The following is a 17667-nucleotide window of genomic DNA, read 5'->3' as shown; positions in this document are numbered from 1 at the left end:
GTCGGCGTGGATCAGAAGCGGTGGGTGATACCCACACGCGCCACGGTTTGCGTGGCGCTGCTCGAGCCGACCATCGCATAGTTGATTTCGGCGGTCGCGCCTTCGCCACTCGCGTGCTGCCACGTCACGGTCGCGTAGATGTCCGAGCGTTTGGACAGGCCGTAGAAAATGCCCGCGCCCAGCTGATTGGCGTGATAGCGGTTCTGCGCGGCGTTCGCCCAGTCGTAGTGGTAATTCACCGACAGGACCGTATTACGCGTGACCGGATACTGGCCGCCCACGCCCACCACCTGCACGCCCGTGCCGAGCGCCGTATTGCGCGTGTTCGTGTAGACCGCATCCACGGTGCCCGCGCCCACGGCGAGGCGGCCGCCGAAGCCCCAGTTGCGCAGCGCCTGGCCCGACTCGACGATGTCCGCCGAGCGCGTGAAGGTGTACGCCGCATCGAGTTGCAGCGGGCCGACGCTATAGTCGAGGCCGAAGCTGTTCGAATCGCCGCTGCCCATATGGCCCGCGACATTGCCGAACGCGTACATCGCGCCGAACGTGAGGCCGTTGATCGTCGGGGACCGGTAGCTCACCGCGTTATTGAAGGTGTACCAGCCGGCCTGGCCGTTGAAGTCCATCGAGCCGTATTTCAGGCCCAGTTTGCTGAACGGTCCGGCCGAGGTGTAGTACGGCGGCGCCGAATACAGTTGCGGGCCCCAGCGCGCGACGGTCAGCGAGAGGAACATGAAGTCGTTCAGCTGGCCCATTGTGAGCGTGCCCCACCGGTCGTTGCTGACGCCGAACGAAGGACCGAAGCCGTAGTTCGCGCCGGTCGAGGTATTGAAGGTATTGCTCACGTCGAAGATCACCTTCGTGCCGCCGCCGATGTCTTCGCTGCCGCGGAACCCGTACGCGCTTTTCCACATGATGTTCGGCTGCATCTCGACGAGCGACTTGCCGCCCGCGTTCGAGATGTACGTGATACCCGTGTCGATCGTGCCGTACAGCGTGACCTGCTGCGCGCTCGCGGCGGTGCCGGCGAGGCACAGGCCGAGTGGAATGCCGAAGCGGCCGAGGCGGGTCCAGCGGCTTGCTCGTTCCTGCTGCCTCCAGCGGCTGCGCTTGCCGGCCGCGCTGCGCGCGTGCCAGTCGCATTGGGGGTTCATCGTGATCGTCTCCTGACCTGTCTGCGTCGTTATCGTGCGGCTCGCGCGGGTGGCGGGCCGTGCTGCGCCGCGCTGTCGTTCGCAGCGCGTGGATCGAATTATTGACAGGCGCCGGCATCACGAAAAATGAAAAATATCGCGCACACTGTATTGATTGCCGTGATACCTCGGCGAAACATTGAAGGCCGCGTCCAGACTGGCTTCCGGCGCGATTTGGCAGCGCTCTAGCCTGGGGAAATCACTAACAGCCGAACCGAACTATTGTTCCGCACAATTCGTCCCACTACGCCTCACACGGCGCCTCCGCCACGCCTCCTTCAGCCCCACGCCTGCGCATGCGCCTCAAAGGACTCGATCTCAATCTGCTCGTCGTGCTCGACGCGCTGCTCACCGAGCGCAGCGTCTCGCGCGCGGCGTTGCGCATCGGTCTGAAGCAGTCGGCGGTCAGTTCGGCGCTCGGCCGTCTGCGCGAGCATTTCGACGACGCGCTGCTCGAATGGCGCAACCGGCAGATGACGCCGACCACGCTCGGCTACGAACTGCAATCGACGCTGCGCACGCTATTGCAGCGCGCGGATGTGATCGCCAACGCCAATCACGCGTTCGTGCCCGCCGACGCGCAGCAGGAGTTCGTGGTGCTGTGTTCCGATTACGTCGCGCAGGTGTTCATGCCGCGCGTGATCGCGCGGCTGATGGAGGCCGCGCCGCACGTGTCGCTGTCGATCCGTCCGCTGATCAGCCTGCTGCCGCGCGCGCGCAATCTGATGGGCGATGAAATCGAACGGCGCGGCGCGCATCTCGCGATCGCGCCGAAGGAGTTCACGTCGGCGGATCAGCCTTCCATCGATCTCTTTCACGAAACGTTCACCTGCATCGTCTCGCGCGACAACGCGCTGGTCGGCAAGACGCTGAGCACGAAGCAGTATTCGACGCTGCCGCACGTCATCGCGACGTTCATGGATTCGGCCGCGAACACGGTCGAAGGCCGCCGCCTCGAACGCGCGGGCGTGGCGCGCAAGGTCGATGTGATCGTGCCCAACTTTCTGCTGGTACCCGAATTCGTGATCGGCACCGAGCGCATCGGCACGGTGCCGTCGCGTCTCGCGCTCGACTGGGAGCGCACGATGCCGTTGCGCGTGGTGCCCGCGCCGTTCGCGGCGATCGACGTCTGGGAGACACTGCAAGTGAGCGCGGCGCACGCGGGCGATCCCGCGGTGGAATGGCTCGCGCGCACGATCGTCGACTGCGCGAGCGGCTTTTGATGCGGCTTTTGATGCGGCTTTTGAAGGACCTCGCGCCATGCGTTATCGCTCGATCGATCTGAACCTGCTCGTGGTGCTCGACGCGCTGCTCGACGACCCGAGCGTCACGCGCGTGGCCGACCGGCTCAACGTGGGGCAGCCCGCGATCAGCGCCATGCTCGCGCGCCTGCGCGAACATTTCGGCGATCCGCTGCTCGTGCAGCAGGGCCGCACGCTCACGCTCAGTCCCGTTGCGCTCGAACTCAAACCCGCCGTGCACGGCTGGCTCGAACGCGCGCGCGTGCTGACGTCCGCGAAGCCCGGCTTCGATCCCTCGCGCGCGGAGCGGCGCTTTTCGATTGCCTGTTCGGAGATCGTCGCGGGCTTCGTGCTGCCGCTGATGAGCGCGCGTCTCGCGCGGACCGCGCCCGGCGTCAGCCTGAACGTGCGGACCTTCAGCGCGTTTCGTTCAGCGCGCGCGCCCGCCGTCGAAGTGCTCGAACGCCAGGGCGTGGACTTCGTGGTGCTGCCGTCGCTGTTCACGTCGGCGGATCATCCGCGCCGTCCGCTGCTCACGGCGCCGTATCGCTGTCTCGTGTGGCGCGGCAACGAAGCCGCGCGCGGCCCGCTCGACGAAGCGGCGTTCTACGCGCTGCCGCATATCGTGCCGACGCTGCTCGACGGCAGCGTGGCGACCATCGAGTCCGACGATGCGCTGATCCATCGCGCGCAGCGCGAGCGCGTCGTGCGCACCGAGCATCTGCTCGCGATTCCGTTCGCGATTCCCGGCACGCCGCTGATCGCCACGTTGCCGTCGTTCGTCGCCGAGCGCTTCGCGGCCCGGCAGCGCGAACTGCGCGTCGTCGATTGTCCGATCCCGTTGCCGCCGCTCGCCGAAGTCGTGCAGTGGCAGCAGACGCGCGAAAACGATCCCGCCTATGCGTGGTTCAAGGACACGCTGATCGACTGCGCGCGCGAGATCGCGCCGGTTGCCTGACGCGCGCGGCGCCGTCTGCAAAGCGTGAAAATCTGAAAGCCTGAAAAGCAAAACGCCATGCCGGTATGCGCGGCATGGCGTCAATCAAGCGTCGAATCACAATCTCACTGACCGGCGGTCGTCCCTTGCGGCACGCCCCAGCCTTCGCGGCGCGCACGCGGCACGGCGGCGAGCACGAGCAGCGCAAACACCACGAGACTCATGCCGCCGAGCCAGCCGAGCGACACGCCGATGCTGCCCGCCGCCTTCATCGCGCCGATGGCGACCGGCGCGCTGATGAACTGGCCGAGGAAGAACGCGCACATCCAGATGCCGGTGCCGCGTCCGCGCAGTTCGAACGGCAGGCGCTGCAGCGCCATCGTCAGCAGCACGGGCAGCACGAAACCGCCGCCGAGCTGATGCACCGTGGCAGCCACGACGTCCATATGCGGATCGCCGGTGCGGCCGAGCGCGACGAGCCCCGCGCCCATCAGCAGGAACGGCAGGCACACGATCACGTCGAGGCGGATGCGCAGCGCCGCGCGGCGGAACAGGAACGCGCCGATCGGAATCGCAATGCTCGCAATCGAAATCAGCACGCCGATGCTCGCGGGCGAGGTCACGCCGTGGCTCGCGAGCACGGCGCCCATCTGCACGGGAATCAGGTAGAACAGCAGCGAGCCGATCACCGTGAGCACGCCGTTGCCGAGCAGCATGCCCCACGGGAAGCGCGTCGTCTGCGAGGCTTCGCGCTCGCGCGGCGCGGGCTCCCAGGTCCAGAGCAGCGTGGCGGCGAACAGCACGAGACTGAGCGCGTACATCGCGAACGGAATGCGCCAGTTGTCGCGCCCGAGCACGCCGCCGAGCATGATGAACGCGATGCCCGAGACGGACGCGATGCCCGACTGCGCCGACAGCCATTTCACGCGTTCGGAGCCGGTGAAGTAGTCGCCGAGCAAGGTCGTGCTGCAGACCATGATGACGGCCTCCGCGACGCCCACGCCGAGGCGGCTCACGAGGATTTGCGGCAGCGTATGCAGATAGAGCGGCGCGGTCCCGCACAGCACATAGAACAGCAGCGCGAAGAGATAGGCGCGGCGCCGCCCGATACGGTCCGCCGCCAGCCCGATCACGGGCGCGAGCAGCGCCACGCACAGCGAGGGCACGGTCAGCGCCATCGGCACCAGGAAATCGACGCCGGGCGTCGCCGCGAATTCGGCGTGCAGGCTCGGCAGCAGCGGCGCCATCACGACCGCGCCCATCACCGACATCGTCGATGCCACGCTCAGCACGAGGCCTTGCGCCGTGCCGGCCTGCCGTTGCGGGCCGCCGGCTTGTGCTCTATTTGTCATACGCGTCTCCTTGCGGCCGTCGTGGCGGCCGTTGTCTCATAGGTGTGTCGCTACATCGGTTCGAGCCGGGCGCGCGAGCGCATGCTACCAGCATTCGCGCGCCCGGCGCCCGATTTCCCTCGGATCAGCCCAGCGTCAGGCGCTTGCGATCCTTCCCCACCAGCGTGAACGGCAGGTAGGAAATGCGCAGATGCTGCTCGATCTGCACGTCGTGCTCGCCCGTCGCGGGCAGCGCGCCGTCCACTTCGAGCCGCGCGACTTCGCCGAAGCCCCAGCGCGCGTCGTGCGCCGCGCCGAGCTGCGCGAGCGCGAAGCTGCCGTCGGCGACGCACAGCGTCATGCGCTCGGGCGCGACCGCCTCGCCGTCGATCGTCAGCGCGATCTGCTCGACCATCGAAAGACCGAGCGCGCGGTAATAAGGCAGCCGCACGTCGACCGAGAAGCCGTTCGGCTCGCCCGCTTCGAGACGCGGGCGCAGGCTGTTTTCACAAAGGATGTATTTATCGAACATGGTGTGTGTCTCCGCGAATGGATGCTGTGAGCGTTCGCCGCAATTTGCCTTATGCCGCCACCGGCGCGTATTGCTCCAGCAGACGCTCGAACATCGCATGCTGCCGGCGTACCTGCTCGACGCTGTCGACTTCGAAGGCGTCCTGCACGTGCCGATTGCCTTCGTATTCGCTCGACAGATAGCCGTCGTAGCCGCCCTCCACGAGCACCGGCAGGATTTCGTCGTACGGGATGCTCGGCTCGATGCACTCGGCCGTCATCTCGTAGAACTTCGCGTGAATATGGTGAATGCGCGGCATGAATTCGAGCAGCCGCTTCGGGCTCGACCAGATCGTGTGGCGCACGGTTTCGGCCATCGCCAGCTCGACGCCCGTGCCGCCCATCTGGCGCACGTCCTGCAGCAGATACTCGGAGAGCGTGCGATCGTCGTAGGCGGCGCAGATGAAATCGGCGACCTGCTCGCGCGCGCCCATGCGCACGAAGCGGTCGCGCATGACGCGCGGATAGTGCTTCACGAAAATGCCCATGTCGGGCATGAAGCCGATGTGCTGCGTGCCGAGCCGTTCCATCGACTCCGCGTGACGCATGATCCACGGATGGTCGAAATGCAGCGGCGAATGCACTTCGAGCAGCATCTTCACGTCGTAGCGTTCGGCCGCGCTCACGCAGCGCGCGAGGATGTGCGGCGAGACGCTCACGAGCACGCGCACGAAGCGGCAGCCGAGGCGATGCGCGTGGCGCAGGTCGGCTTCGATCGAGGCGACGCATTCGTCGTCGGTCAGGCGGCGGTCCGGGTAACGCTTGGTATCGAGAAAAAGGTCGTGGCAGACCGGCGTCGTGCCGTACTGCGCCATCCAGTCGTGCCACTGCGCGTAAAAGTCGTCGGATGCGTGCGGGGCGCGAGGAATCATCTGCTCGCTCACGATCTCGATGCCGTTCGCACCGATTTTCGCCGCCTCGGCGATGCAGCCTTCGAGATCCAGCTTGCGCAGGAAAAATTCCTCCTGATAGCTGTAGAGGCTGATTCCGCGCTGGATGCGGGCGGGTTTGGACATGCTGTCTCCGTCTTTGTGGTGAGCCTGAGACGGATTATTCGGCGGCCGCGACGCAATGAAAATTGATAGTTTTCGCGTGTGAACTATTGAATTTCGTGATTCGACGGTTCGTCCTCAAAACCGCACACCGAAAAATCTTTTCGTTCTGAACCCAATGCCGTCGCCTTCTTCGCCGGAAGGCGCGCCTGCATAGTCTCGCCATGGATCGCCGAACGCCGGGCCGAGCGCCCGGGCGCCGTCCGGTGCGATTCGCGCAATCCGGAAGCAATCCGGCAGCAATACCGGGGCAATAACCCACGCAATACCCTGGCAATACGAAGCGCGACCGTTCATGCACAGGCCTCCAGCCACGAGAGGCCGCATGGCGCCGTCGAACGCTCGTCACGACCATCCATCAGGAGACAACGATGTCCTCACAGCCCGCCCTGCCCGCGGATATCCATCGCGCGTCCGCGGATGCCACGTTCCGCAAGGCCGCCTGGCGCTTCATGCCGCTGCTGTTCGTCTGTTATGTGGTCGCTTACCTCGACCGCGTAAACGTCGGCTTCGCCAAGCTCCAGATGCTCAACGACCTGAACTTCAGCGAGGCCGTCTACGGCCTGGGCGCGGGTCTGTTTTTCGTCGGCTACTTTCTGTTCGAAGTGCCCAGCAACCTGCTGCTGCATCGCGTCGGCGCGCGCCGCTGGATCGCGCGCATCATGGTGACCTGGGCGCTGCTCTCGCTCGCCACCGCGTGGGTCACCACGCCGACGATGTTCTACGTCGTGCGCTTCCTGCTCGGCGTGGCCGAAGCGGGGTTTTATCCGGGCATGATCCTGTACTTGACCTACTGGTTTCCGTCGCAGCGGCGCGGCAAGATGATGGCCGTGCTGACCGCGGGCAATCCCGTGTCGGGCATGCTCGGCGGGCCGCTTTCCGGTTACATCATGCATGCCTTCGCGGGCGTCGCCGGTCATGCGGGATGGCAGTGGCTGTTCATCATCGAGTCGGTGCCGGCGATCGCGCTCGGCATCATCGTCTTCTTCTTTCTGGACGACCGCGTGAAAGACGCCCACTGGCTCAGCGACGAAGAAAAGGCGCACATCCTCCAGGAAGTCGAGGGCGACGCGGCCGGGCGCACGCATGGCTCGTTCAAGGACGCCGTGTCCTCCGCCTGGGTCTGGCTGCTGGGTCTGATCCTGTTCGGCATCATCATGGGATCGTATGCCATCGGCTTCTGGCAGCCGACCATCATCAAGGCCTCGGGCGTCAACGACCCGCTGACCGTCGGGCTGCTCTCGACGATTCCCTACACGTGCGCGCTGATCGCCATGATGCTGGTAGGCCGCAGCGCCGACCGCCTGCGCGAGCGCCGCTGGCACGTCAGCGCCCCCGCGCTCGTGGCCGCGCTGGGCTTCTGTCTCTGCGCGTTGAGCGGCAATCAGATCGTGCCCGCGATGATCGGACTCTCGCTCGCCGCGGCGGGCATCATTTCCGCGCTGCCGATGTTCTGGGCGCTGCCCACCTCGTTCCTGGGCGGCACCGCCGCCGCGGCGGGCATCGCGCTGATCAATTCGACCGGCAATCTCGCCGGCTTCGTCAGCCCGTCCGTCATGGGCTGGCTCAAAACCGAAACGCATTCCCTGACCTCGGGGCTCTACCTCGTCGCGGGCTGTCTCACGCTCTCGGCGATCCTGATTCTGGTGTTCCTGCCAGCGCGGGTCGTCAACCGCTGAGGCGCGCGCCCGCCGCCGCCACCGGACGCATCGAACGAACGAGCGCCCAGGCACACCTGCAAGCGAAATTTTTGGAGAAACGTCATGGCTGACAAGATGGATAAGGCTGAAAACGCGGACAAGTCTGCCCCGCACAACACCGCAGAAACGACCGGCATGAAGCGCGGATTGACCTCTTACGGCGATCAGGGCTTTTCGCTGTTCCTGCGCAAAGCGTTCATCAAAGGCGCGGGTTACACGGACCAGGCGCTCGACCGCCCGGTCATCGGCATCGTGAATACGGGCAGCGGCTTCAATGCGTGCCATGGCAACATGCCGCAACTCGTCGAGGCCGTGAAGCGCGGTGTCATGCTCGCAGGCGGTCTGCCGATCGACTTTCCGACCATCTCGATTCACGAGAGCTTCTCGTCGCCGACCTCGATGTATCTGCGCAATCTGATGTCGATGGACACCGAGGAGATGATCCGCGCGCAGCCGATGGACGCCGTCGTGCTGATCGGCGGTTGCGACAAGACCGTGCCGGCCCAGTTGATGGGCGCCGCCTCGGCGGGCATGCCCGCGATCCAGCTCGTGACCGGCGCGATGCTCACGGGTTCGCATCGCAGCGAGCGCGTGGGCGCGTGCACCGACTGCCGCCGCTACTGGGGCAAGTTCCGCGCGAACGAAATCGATCAGCAGGAAATCGACGACGTGAACAACCAGCTCGTCGCGAGCGTGGGAACGTGCTCGGTGATGGGCACGGCGAGCACGATGGCCTGCATCGCCGAAGCGCTCGGCATGACGGTGCCCGGCGGCGCGACCCCGCCCGCGGTGACGGCGGACCGTATCCGTGTCGCGGAGCAAACCGGCACGACAGCCGTCAAGCTGGCCAGCGAGCGGCTGACCATCGACCGGATCCTCACGCCCAAGGCGTTCGAGAACGCGATGCGCGTGCTGCTGGCGATCGGCGGATCGACCAACGCCATCGTGCACCTGAGCGCCATCGCGGGCCGTCTCGGCCACACCATCGATCTCGATACGCTCGACCGCATGGGCAAGGAAACGCCCGTGCTGCTCGACCTCAAGCCGACCGGCCAGCACTATATGGAGGATTTTCACAAGGCGGGCGGCGTCGCCACGCTGCTGCGCGAACTGAAGCCGCTGCTGCATCTCGATGCGCTGACCGTGAGCGGCCAGACGCTCGGCGAGCAGATCGAGGCGAGCGGCGCGGGCTTCAAGCAGGACGTGGTGCGTTCGTTTGCGCAGCCGATCTATCCGCAGGGCGGCCTCGCGGTGCTGCGCGGCAATCTCGCGCCGGGCGGCGCGATCATCAAGCAATCGGCCGCCGACGCGAAGCTGATGGAACACGAGGGCCGCGCCGTGGTGTTCGAAAACGTCGAAGACCTCATCGCGCGCGTCGACGACGACGCCCTGGACGTGAATGCCGACGATGTCCTCGTGCTCAAGAACATCGGCCCGGTTGGCGCGCCCGGCATGCCCGAAGCCGGCTACATCCCCATTCCGCGCAAGCTCGCGCGGGCCGGCGTGAAAGATATGGTCCGCATCTCCGACGGGCGGATGAGCGGCACCGCGTTCGGCACGATCGTCCTGCACGTGACGCCCGAGGCGGCCGTCGGCGGCGCGTTGGCCTACGTTCGAAACGGCGACCGGATTCGGCTCAGCGTCGTGAATCGCGAGATCGCGCTGCTTGTTTCCGACGACGAACTGCAGCGCCGCGCGCAAGCCACGCCGATCAAGCGGCCGACGGCCGAACGTGGCTATCGCAAGCTGTTTCTGCAGACCGTCACGCAAGCCGACGAAGGCGTGGATTTCGACTTCCTGCGCGCCGCCAGCCTTCAAAAAGACAAGCCGGATTGACCGGCGCGGGCAAGGCCGCGCGGCGCGTCACAACGGCCGGTTGAAAGTGACCGCGGCGGCCTGCGCGAACAGCTTCACCAACGCGAAGCGCGGCGAGTGCCGCGCGATCGCGAGCCCGATGCGGCGCACCGGCGCGCGTTCGGGCAGCGCAATCCGGGTAATCGCGAGACCGCTCGTCCACAGCGACGGCCAGTCGGGCACCAGCGAGACGCCGAGCCCTTTGTCGACGAGCGTCGCGATGGCGAGCAAGCCGTCGATTTCGAGCCGCTGCCTCGGGTGCAGATCGTTGTCCCGCAGGTAGCGGTCGGCCAGTTGCCCGCCGAACACGGAGCGCGCGTAGCGCACGAAGGGCTCGGACGTCAGCAGTTCGTGCGCGTCGCGTCCTTGCATCGAGGCGTGCGCCACCACGACGAGCGGCTCCTCAGTCAGCGGATGCCATTCGCACGTCTTGGGCATCGCGAACTGCGGCTCGACGACGATCGCGACATCGAGTTCGCCGGAGCAGACTTTCTTGCAGAGATCGACCGAGCTTCCCGTATCGACGAAAATCTTGAGGTCGGGATACGTGGCATAAACGCCCTGCAAAACGGACGGCAGGATGCTGACCATGGCCGACTGGAACACGCCGACCCTCAGCTCGCCGACCTGCATCTGGCCGTCCTGCGCGATGGCCTGCATGTCGCGCACGGCACGCAGCAGCGCATGCGCGCTGTCCAGCACCTTCACACCTTCCGCGGTAGGTCCGACGTTGCGCCCCGAGCGTTGAATCAGCGTGGTGCCCAGGCTTTCTTCGAGTGAGCGAATGCGCGCGGCAACCGCGGTTGCCGTCAGCCCAAGACGTCGCGCGGCTTCAGCGATAGAACCGCTCTCCACCACCGCGACAAAACTCTGCACATAACGAATGTCCATGACCTATTTTATGACACGGACGGGCGGCTTTGGTAGCCGCTTTCGCGTATGCGCTCGCGCAGTGGAAAGATAACGTTAGGATCACAGAATAATATCGACCGACCTGCGGGCGGCGGAATGGCGTCAGCCCTTAATCCCTCGCCATGCGCCGCAGCCGGCGCGCGTGCAATTGCTGCGAAAACCCTTTGAACCGGCTGCGCTCGTGCGGATCGCCGAAATGCATGAGCACCGTGCAGCGCACGCTCGCGGGCAGACAGGCCTGATTCGCATGCAGCGAGCGCATGCCCCAGAAGAAGTAGAGATTGCCCGGCGTCAGCGGCACGATCTTCGCCGACAACCAATGCTGCACGCGCTCTTTACGCCAGAGCCGTTTCAGCAATTTCTCCATCACGAGCTTCTCAAGAATATTCACGACCGCGGATCGCCGCGCGTCGCGTAGATTCGGAAACATCAGCAAATGACCCGGCGGCTCACCCGGCGCGTTGGGTATCAAAACCGGCAGCAGCACCGTGACGACATAGGAGTCGTAGTGAAAGTTGAGCGCATGTCGGAGTCCATGCGAGCCGGTCAGCACGCGCAACACCGGAAAAATCCGCTCGCTCGGCGGCGGCGTGCGCATTTTCCCTTCGTAGAGCGATCGCAACAGCGCGTGCAAACCCGCGTCCTCGATCAGCGGACGCAGACAGGTGTCCGCGGTCCACGCCGTGCCCTCGCAACTGAAATACTGACCGCCGCGCCGCGCGATCTGATCGCCGACGAAGCCTCGCATTCGCGCAATGATCTCGTCGGGCACGACGTCATGCAGCACCGCGACGCCGGTTTCGTCCATCGACTCGGCCAGGCTTTGCGCGCTGGCCGCGCTGACCCTGGCGTATCCGTCGATCGACTTACCGTGGTTGAAAGCACTCATCGAAATCCCCCAGCGTGGTTTCGGAATGAAATGCAAATGCAATCTTAGCCAACGACGGATCGTGACCGAAATCGGTACTCCGTTACGTGCGGATTCGTACAGATAGGCGGCGTTGGCGCTTAAGCACGCCTTGTGGTCGCTTTGTGTGCGCTTCGTGTGCGCTTTATGTGCGCCCTTTGCGTGTGCCCTTCCCGGGTCGTCGGGTCAGATCGGCTTATTTGTACAGCGCGCGAGGCTCGCCGCAGGAACGACGGTCCGATCTTCAGTTCGCCGCATCGCTGCCGATAACGCATGAAGACTACTCATGCTTTATCCGTAATGCGCGCTTCTACCTGTCAGATACTCCGGCACGTTCTGGGCCTCGCGGCCACCGTGCTTGCGACGGTGTTCGCGCTATCCTGTCTGTGGGAGTTCAAGCTCGAACGCTGGGCCATGCACGCGCTCGGATTCACCTACGAACCGTCATTCGAGTTTTCCGAACGCTGGCGTTTCATCCTCACGTCGTCGAGCTTTGCAATCGTCGCGCTCATCGCTCCCTCAATCTGGCTGAGCCGGTCGTTGCGTACGCAGAAAGACGGCTATAGCGCGCTGCGGCGCGCGCAGGTGCAGAGCGAAAAGCTCGCGCGCCACGATCCGCTCACGGGGCTGTTCAACCGTCGCGTCTTCAACGAGCACCTCGCGGCGGCATTCGACCACGCGCGAGGCGCGGCCGTCTTTCTCATCGATCTCGACGACTTCAAGCGCATCAACGACGGCCATGGTCACGCAATGGGCGACAAGGTGCTGTGCGAACTCGCCGGGCGGCTGCACCAGATCGCCAGGCACTCGGAGGCCTGCGTCGCGCGTATCGGCGGCGACGAATTCGCCATGATCGTCAACGACATCGACAAGACGCGCCTCGCCGCGCTGGCAATCGACATCCTGGCCCATCTCGGCGCGCCGCTCGCTTCGCTCGATGACGCCACCACGGTGAGCGCGACCGTCGGCATCAGCATCGCGCATCTCGACGCGGACTTGCCGGATGCGCTGCTCCATTGCGCGGACCATGCCATGTATCGCGGCAAGAGCGCGGGCCGCGCGACGTTCCATTTCTACGAGCCGAGCTACGAAAAGGCGCAGCAACTCGCCAGCCAGTTCGAATCCGATCTCGCGCTCGCGATCGAACACGATCAGATCGAGCCGTTTTTTCAGCCGATCGTGAGCTTGCCCGAGCAGCACGTCGTCGGATTCGAAATCCTCGCGCGCTGGCGCTGCCCGCAGCGCGGCTTGCAGGCACCGGTGAATTTCGTGCCTGTCGCGGATCGCCTCGGGCTGATTCCGAAAATGACGTTCTCGCTGCTGGCCAGATCGATCGATTGCGCGCGGGACTGGCCCGATCATCTGACGCTCGCGATCAACGTGACGACTTCGATGCTCGAAGAAACAGGCTTCGCGGACCGGCTGCACGCTGCCATCACCGAACAGGGATGGTCGGCGCACCGGCTCGAAATCGAAATTACCGAGCAGGCGCTGGTCTCGGACATCGCGGCCGTGCGGGAAAACCTCTCTAAACTGCAGTCGCGCGGGATCACCGTTGCGCTCGACGATTTCGGCACCGGCTACTCCGGGATCTATCACCTGACTCACCTCTCGATCGACAAGATCAAGATCGACCGGTCCTTTCTCAACACGCGGATCCAGGAACACGAGAAGGTCGTGGCCGCCGTGCTCGGGCTCGCACGCAGTCTGCGCATCAAGGCGACCGCCGAAGGCGTCGAAGACGAGGACGTCGTGCTGTGGCTTTCGACGCAGCCTTGCGATTTCGCGCAGGGTTATCTGTTCGGCAAGCCGATGCCGGCGCAGCAGGTCTCGCAACTCGTTGAGGCGCTGCGCGAGCGGCCGCGTCCGCTGCGGTCCGATTGCGGCACGGAGCCGATGCCGGGCATCGCGGCGAGCGAGGCCTAGAAACGGCGGCGGGCCTGTCGCTTGCTACGGATTTCGACATCGTCGAATCTGCCGGTTCGGCGCAACTCGTAGCGGGAGACGGCCACCATGCAAAAGAAAATGCTCGTCGCGGCGCTCGCCGGCGCCGCGCTGCTCGTGGGCGCCTGCGCCACGATTGCGCGTCCGGGTCCGGTTGGCAATCGCGCGGTCCCCGAGCCCGCGAGGCCCGTGGACCTGACGCAATACATGGGCCGCTGGTACGAGCAGTTGCGCTACGAGGCGTCGTTCGAAAAGGACATGGACGAGGTCATGGCCGATTATTCGCTCAATCCCGACGGCAGCGTGAAGGTCGTCAATCGCGGCCGTCGCGCCGGGGCGAAAGCGTTCAGCGAATCGGCCGGAAAAGCGAAAGTCGCGGACCCGGCGACGAACGCCAAACTCAAGGTCTCGTTCTTCGGGCCGTTCTACGGCGATTACTGGATTCTCGATCACGCCGACAATTACGACTGGTCGATCGTGGGCGAGCCCTCGGGCCGTTATCTGTGGGTGTTGACGCGCGCGGCGCGCCCGTCGCCTGACGTGCTCGACCGTCTGCGCAAACGCGTCGAGGCGCTGGGCTATGACGGGTCGCTCATCAGGGTGACCCGTCATAACGCGGATTGATCGTGTGATCGCCGCTATAAAACCGGCGCGCGTCAGCACGCGCGCCGCCCTCGTCGTCAATAGCGCCAGGTGAGATTCACGCTGCCATTGAGCGGCGCCGCATACGTGCTGTAGCTGTATTCCATCGACGACCAATACTTCTTGTCGAGCGCGTTGTTCAGCGTGCCGGTGATCGTGAAGTGCTTGTTCACGTCGTAGCGCGCCATGAAATCCAGCACCGTGTACGCGCCCTGACGCGCCATGCCCACGCCTTCGTCGACGTAGCTCGTGGCGCTCTGCCAGCGCACGCTCGTGCCCACGGTCAGCTTGTGATCGAAGTACGGCAGGCGATACGTCGTCGACAGATGCGCCGATTTGCGCGGCACGAACAGTTGTGTCGCCTGGCCGTTGTCGTCGGTCACGCGCAGGATCGTCGCGCCCGCACTCACGTTCCAGTCGTTCGTGATCTGCCCGGACACTTCGGCCTCGATGCCTTCGGACGTGGCGTCGCCGCCCGAGTAATAGTATTGGCCCGTGTCTTCGTTGAAGCCCGCCTCGGTGGCGATATTCGACTGGTGAATGCGATACACCGTGAACGAGGTATTGAGCCGGTTATCGAAGAACGCGCCCTTGATGCCCGCTTCAGCGCTGCGGCCGCGCGCGGGTCCGAGCAATTGATTGTCGACGTTGAGCTGATACTGCGGATTGAAAATCTTGGTGAAGCTCGCGTACGCGGTGATCTGGTTCGTCAGATCGTAAGTCAGACCGATATACGGCGCCGACCCGGCCGATTGCTGGTTATAGCTCGTGCCCGCGGAGTCGCCGCTGCTGGCCGCCTGCGTATAGTTGATGCCCAGCAGCAGATGCGCGCGATCGGTCAGGCTCCAGCGCGACGACGCGTAAAGCGAGCGCCGCACATCGAGATAATGCACGCGCGTGGCGTTCTCGCCCCACGACGTCGGCTCGGGATACGATCCCGCCAGCAGTTCGGCATAGCTGACCGGCACGCCGTCGCCCACGCCTTCCGACGACGGATTCGTGAATTCCGAACGCGAGAAATTCGCGCCGAAAGTCAGGTCGTGCGTGCGGCCGAACAGGTCGATCTTGCCGCTCAAGCTGGAATCCAGCACGATCTGCCGGTTCGATGATTCGTAGGCCGAAGTATAGGAATTGACGCCCGAGCCATCCGATTCGAGCGATCCATACGGATAAAAGAACTTGGCGTTATTGTAAATATCGCTCCAGTTGGCCGAGGTTTTCCACGTCCAGCGCTGGCCGAGCTGCTGCTTCACTTCCGCGAACGCGCGTTGTTCCTGCGTGTTGAAGAACGCCCATTTCGGCGCCATGCTCGCGTGCACGTCGTAGTTGAGCGCATTGCCCGACGCGTCGAGCAAGGGCAGGCCGCCCCAGCTTGCGCCGTCGAGCCGGTTGTACTCGTAGCTGAAGCCCGCGGTGGCCAGCGTGCTCGGCGTGAGGTTCGCCTCGACCACGCCGTAGATGCCGTCCTTGCTCGGCTTCAGGCGGTCGGTATAGGAGTTGCCGTCTTCATGAAACGCGACCAGCCGCCCCGCCACCGTCCCGGCCTTGTTCAGCGGCCCGGAAATATCGACATCGACGCGCTTCGTATCCCACGAGCCATACGAAATGCCGGCCTTGGCCTGGAAATCGTAGGTCGGACGCTTGCGGATGAAATTCACTGTCGCGGACGGATTGCCGGTTTCGGCGTTCAATCCGTCCGCGCCTCGCAGCACTTCGACGCGGTCGTAAAACGCCATGTCGATGTCGCCGTATTGCGAGGTGTAGACGAGCGGAATGCCGATGCCGTCGAACTGCAGATTGGTGATCTGGAAGCCGCGCGAGGTGAAATCGGTCGCGTACGAATCGTACGGTTCGACGGTCACGCCCGTGATATGGCGCAGCGCGTCGTTCACGCCGTTGAGCTGGAAGTCGTCCATCTCCTGGCGCGTGAGCACGGACACCGATTGCGGCGTTTCCTTCGGCGATAAGGCGATCTTGCTGCCCGCCGTCGTCGACTTGATCGTGTACGAGTGGGTCTGCTCGGTGGGCCGCTGCTCACCGCCTTCGGCCGCGACCACGACCGCCGGCAGCGTGTTGTCCGTCTCGCTGACCTCGGCGGGCGCCGGCGCGATCGTCACCGTGCCGCCCTGGGTATCGGCGGCCAGTCCGCTGCCCTTGAGCACCTGGCCGAGCGCCGCGCCCGCCGTCATGCGCCCGGACACCGCGGGCGACGTCTTGCCCGCCACCAGCGACGACTTGACCAGCAATTGAAGATTGGCCTGGCGCGCGACTTCCTTGAGCGCGTCGCCGAGCGGCTGCGCCGGGATCGAGAAGTCGGTCAGCGCGGCGGCCGAGGCCGAGGGAGTTTGCGCGCAGGCAGCGGGCGCCTCGAACACGGCCACGGCGAGGATGACCGAGGCCGCCAGCGTGGCGAGCGGGAAACGGGGGTACATCATCAGGGACATCTCCAACGGGTAACGTAATAAGAACCATTACCAATGAAGACGCACGACCCGCTCAAACCCTGACATTGTTAATAAACATTTTTTAAGCGGTCGCGGAAACCCGCCATTACAAAGTATTTCCGGCGCCGCCGGGGCCACGGCTCAGCCCTGCCCTTCCGGGTCGGGCACGAAGCAATAGCCTTCGCCGCGCACGGTCCGTATCCAGCGTGGCCGCGTGGGCACGTCTTCCAGCAGCGCGCGCAGGCGCGCGACCGCCACGGTGATGCTGTCGTCGCGGACGCAACCGCGCATGAGCGTCACGAGGCGGCTGCGCGAGAGCGTTTCCATGGGCCGCTGCGCGAAGACCGTGAGTAGCGCGAACTGGCTGTCGGTCATCGCTTGCGGCTCGCCGTCGCGCAGCAGCGTGCGCGACGAGAACACGATCCGAAACGGGCCGAAGCGCAGATCGCGCAGCCCGCGCGCCTCGTTCCCGATCGCGGCCGCCGACGCGCCTGGTGCGCTCAGCGCGCCAGCGGGCGCGCGGCGCAGCACGGCGCGGATGCGCGCGAGCAGTTCGGAGGGGACGAAGGGCTTCGCGAGGTAATCGTCGGCGCCGAGTTCGAGGCCGATCACGCGGTCGATCGCATCGGCCAGCGACGAGAGCACGATGACCGGCGTGGCGTCGCCATGTCCGCGCAGATCCTTGAGCGACGCGAAGCCGTCGCCGTTCGGAAAGCTGCGCTCCATCAGCACGAGATCGGGCGACGCCGCGCGGATGTCGTGCGGCAACTGCGCGGGTGTGTGCAGCAGCGAGACGTCGAAACCCGCCTCGCCGAGAAAATGCGCGAGCAGCGCGCATAGCGTGTGGTCGGGATCGACCACGAGAATATGGGCCGACGCTGGTTTCATCTGCGGCTTGATCTGCGGCTTGATCTGCGGCTTCATCTGCACCTCTGTCGCC

The 17667-nt window shown here is 65.0% G+C and carries 15 protein-coding genes; 6 read left to right on the top strand and 9 right to left on the bottom strand.

Annotation, left to right across the window (positions count from 1 at the left end):
- Positions 1 to 11: 11 nt before the first annotated feature.
- Positions 12 to 1154 carry a porin gene (locus U4Y88_RS16290; RefSeq protein ID WP_321785032.1) on the bottom strand — a complete coding sequence of 381 codons (1143 nt, stop codon included), beginning with the start codon at positions 1152 to 1154 and terminating at the stop codon, positions 12 to 14.
- A gap of 335 nt (positions 1155 to 1489) precedes the next feature.
- Between U4Y88_RS16290 and U4Y88_RS16285 the strand changes: the two genes are divergently transcribed.
- Both U4Y88_RS16285 and U4Y88_RS16280 read left to right on the top strand, forming a co-directional pair.
- Positions 1490 to 2416, top strand: a complete 927-nt coding sequence (locus tag U4Y88_RS16285) for a LysR family transcriptional regulator (RefSeq protein WP_224008981.1) — start codon at positions 1490 to 1492, stop codon at positions 2414 to 2416.
- 37 nt (positions 2417 to 2453) lie between these two features.
- Positions 2454 to 3392, top strand: coding sequence for a LysR family transcriptional regulator (locus U4Y88_RS16280; RefSeq protein WP_224008983.1), 939 nt, complete (start codon positions 2454 to 2456; stop codon positions 3390 to 3392).
- A gap of 104 nt (positions 3393 to 3496) precedes the next feature.
- Here the strand turns inward: U4Y88_RS16280 and U4Y88_RS16275 are convergent, their stop codons facing one another.
- The 4 genes from U4Y88_RS16275 to U4Y88_RS16260 all read right to left on the bottom strand — a co-directional run bounded on the left by U4Y88_RS16275 (position 3497) and on the right by U4Y88_RS16260 (position 6621).
- Entirely contained in the window at positions 3497 to 4723 is a 1227-nt protein-coding gene (locus tag U4Y88_RS16275) for an MFS transporter (RefSeq protein WP_321785030.1), read from the bottom strand.
- Positions 4724 to 4847: 124 nt separating this feature from the next.
- Entirely contained in the window at positions 4848 to 5234 is a 387-nt protein-coding gene (locus U4Y88_RS16270) for a C-glycoside deglycosidase beta subunit domain-containing protein (protein WP_321785029.1), read from the bottom strand.
- A gap of 49 nt (positions 5235 to 5283) precedes the next feature.
- Positions 5284 to 6288 (bottom strand): sugar phosphate isomerase/epimerase family protein, encoded by a 1005-nt coding sequence (locus U4Y88_RS16265; RefSeq protein WP_321785027.1) that lies wholly within the window; start codon positions 6286 to 6288, stop codon positions 5284 to 5286.
- Between the two features lie 114 nt (positions 6289 to 6402).
- A complete protein-coding gene (locus tag U4Y88_RS16260) occupies positions 6403 to 6621 on the bottom strand; it encodes a hypothetical protein (RefSeq protein WP_321785025.1) in 219 nt (72 codons plus the stop codon).
- Between the two features lie 74 nt (positions 6622 to 6695).
- On the opposite strand from U4Y88_RS16260, the gene U4Y88_RS16255 reads away from it, so the two are divergent.
- Both U4Y88_RS16255 and U4Y88_RS16250 read left to right on the top strand, forming a co-directional pair.
- A complete protein-coding gene (locus U4Y88_RS16255; RefSeq protein ID WP_321785023.1) occupies positions 6696 to 8003 on the top strand; it encodes an MFS transporter in 1308 nt (435 codons plus the stop codon).
- Positions 8004 to 8099: 96 nt separating this feature from the next.
- Entirely contained in the window at positions 8100 to 9860 is a 1761-nt protein-coding gene (locus U4Y88_RS16250; RefSeq protein ID WP_321785473.1) for an IlvD/Edd family dehydratase, read from the top strand.
- A 27-nt stretch (positions 9861 to 9887) separates the two neighbouring features.
- On the opposite strand, the gene U4Y88_RS16245 is transcribed toward U4Y88_RS16250, so the two are convergent.
- Entirely contained in the window at positions 9888 to 10769 is an 882-nt protein-coding gene (locus U4Y88_RS16245) for a LysR family transcriptional regulator (protein WP_224008994.1), read from the bottom strand.
- A 130-nt stretch (positions 10770 to 10899) separates the two neighbouring features.
- Positions 10900 to 11679 carry a hypothetical protein gene (locus U4Y88_RS16240; protein ID WP_310632072.1) on the bottom strand — a complete coding sequence of 260 codons (780 nt, stop codon included), beginning with the start codon at positions 11677 to 11679 and terminating at the stop codon, positions 10900 to 10902.
- Between the two features lie 318 nt (positions 11680 to 11997).
- Between U4Y88_RS16240 and U4Y88_RS16235 the strand changes: the two genes are divergently transcribed.
- Positions 11998 to 13623: a putative bifunctional diguanylate cyclase/phosphodiesterase gene (locus U4Y88_RS16235; RefSeq protein WP_321785021.1), complete on the top strand. Its 1626-nt coding sequence runs from the start codon at positions 11998 to 12000 to the stop codon at positions 13621 to 13623.
- Positions 13624 to 13710: 87 nt separating this feature from the next.
- Complete coding sequence (locus U4Y88_RS16230) at positions 13711 to 14265, top strand: lipocalin family protein (protein WP_321785019.1); 555 nt, start codon at positions 13711 to 13713, stop codon at positions 14263 to 14265.
- 56 nt (positions 14266 to 14321) lie between these two features.
- On the opposite strand, the gene U4Y88_RS16225 is transcribed toward U4Y88_RS16230, so the two are convergent.
- Both U4Y88_RS16225 and U4Y88_RS16220 read right to left on the bottom strand, forming a co-directional pair.
- Positions 14322 to 16718 (bottom strand): TonB-dependent siderophore receptor, encoded by a 2397-nt coding sequence (locus U4Y88_RS16225; RefSeq protein WP_321785017.1) that lies wholly within the window; start codon positions 16716 to 16718, stop codon positions 14322 to 14324.
- Positions 16719 to 16868: 150 nt separating this feature from the next.
- The gene (locus U4Y88_RS16220; RefSeq protein WP_224009008.1) at positions 16869 to 17651 is read right to left on the bottom strand and encodes a response regulator; all 783 of its coding nucleotides are present in this window, start codon (positions 17649 to 17651) and stop codon (positions 16869 to 16871) included.
- Positions 17652 to 17667: the final 16 nt, after the last annotated feature.

The sequence above is a fragment of the Paraburkholderia sp. J94 genome (assembly GCF_905220285.1).
Lineage (GTDB): Bacteria > Pseudomonadota > Gammaproteobacteria > Burkholderiales > Burkholderiaceae > Paraburkholderia > Paraburkholderia tropica_A.
This window is presented reverse-complemented; position numbering and strand designations above follow the sequence as displayed.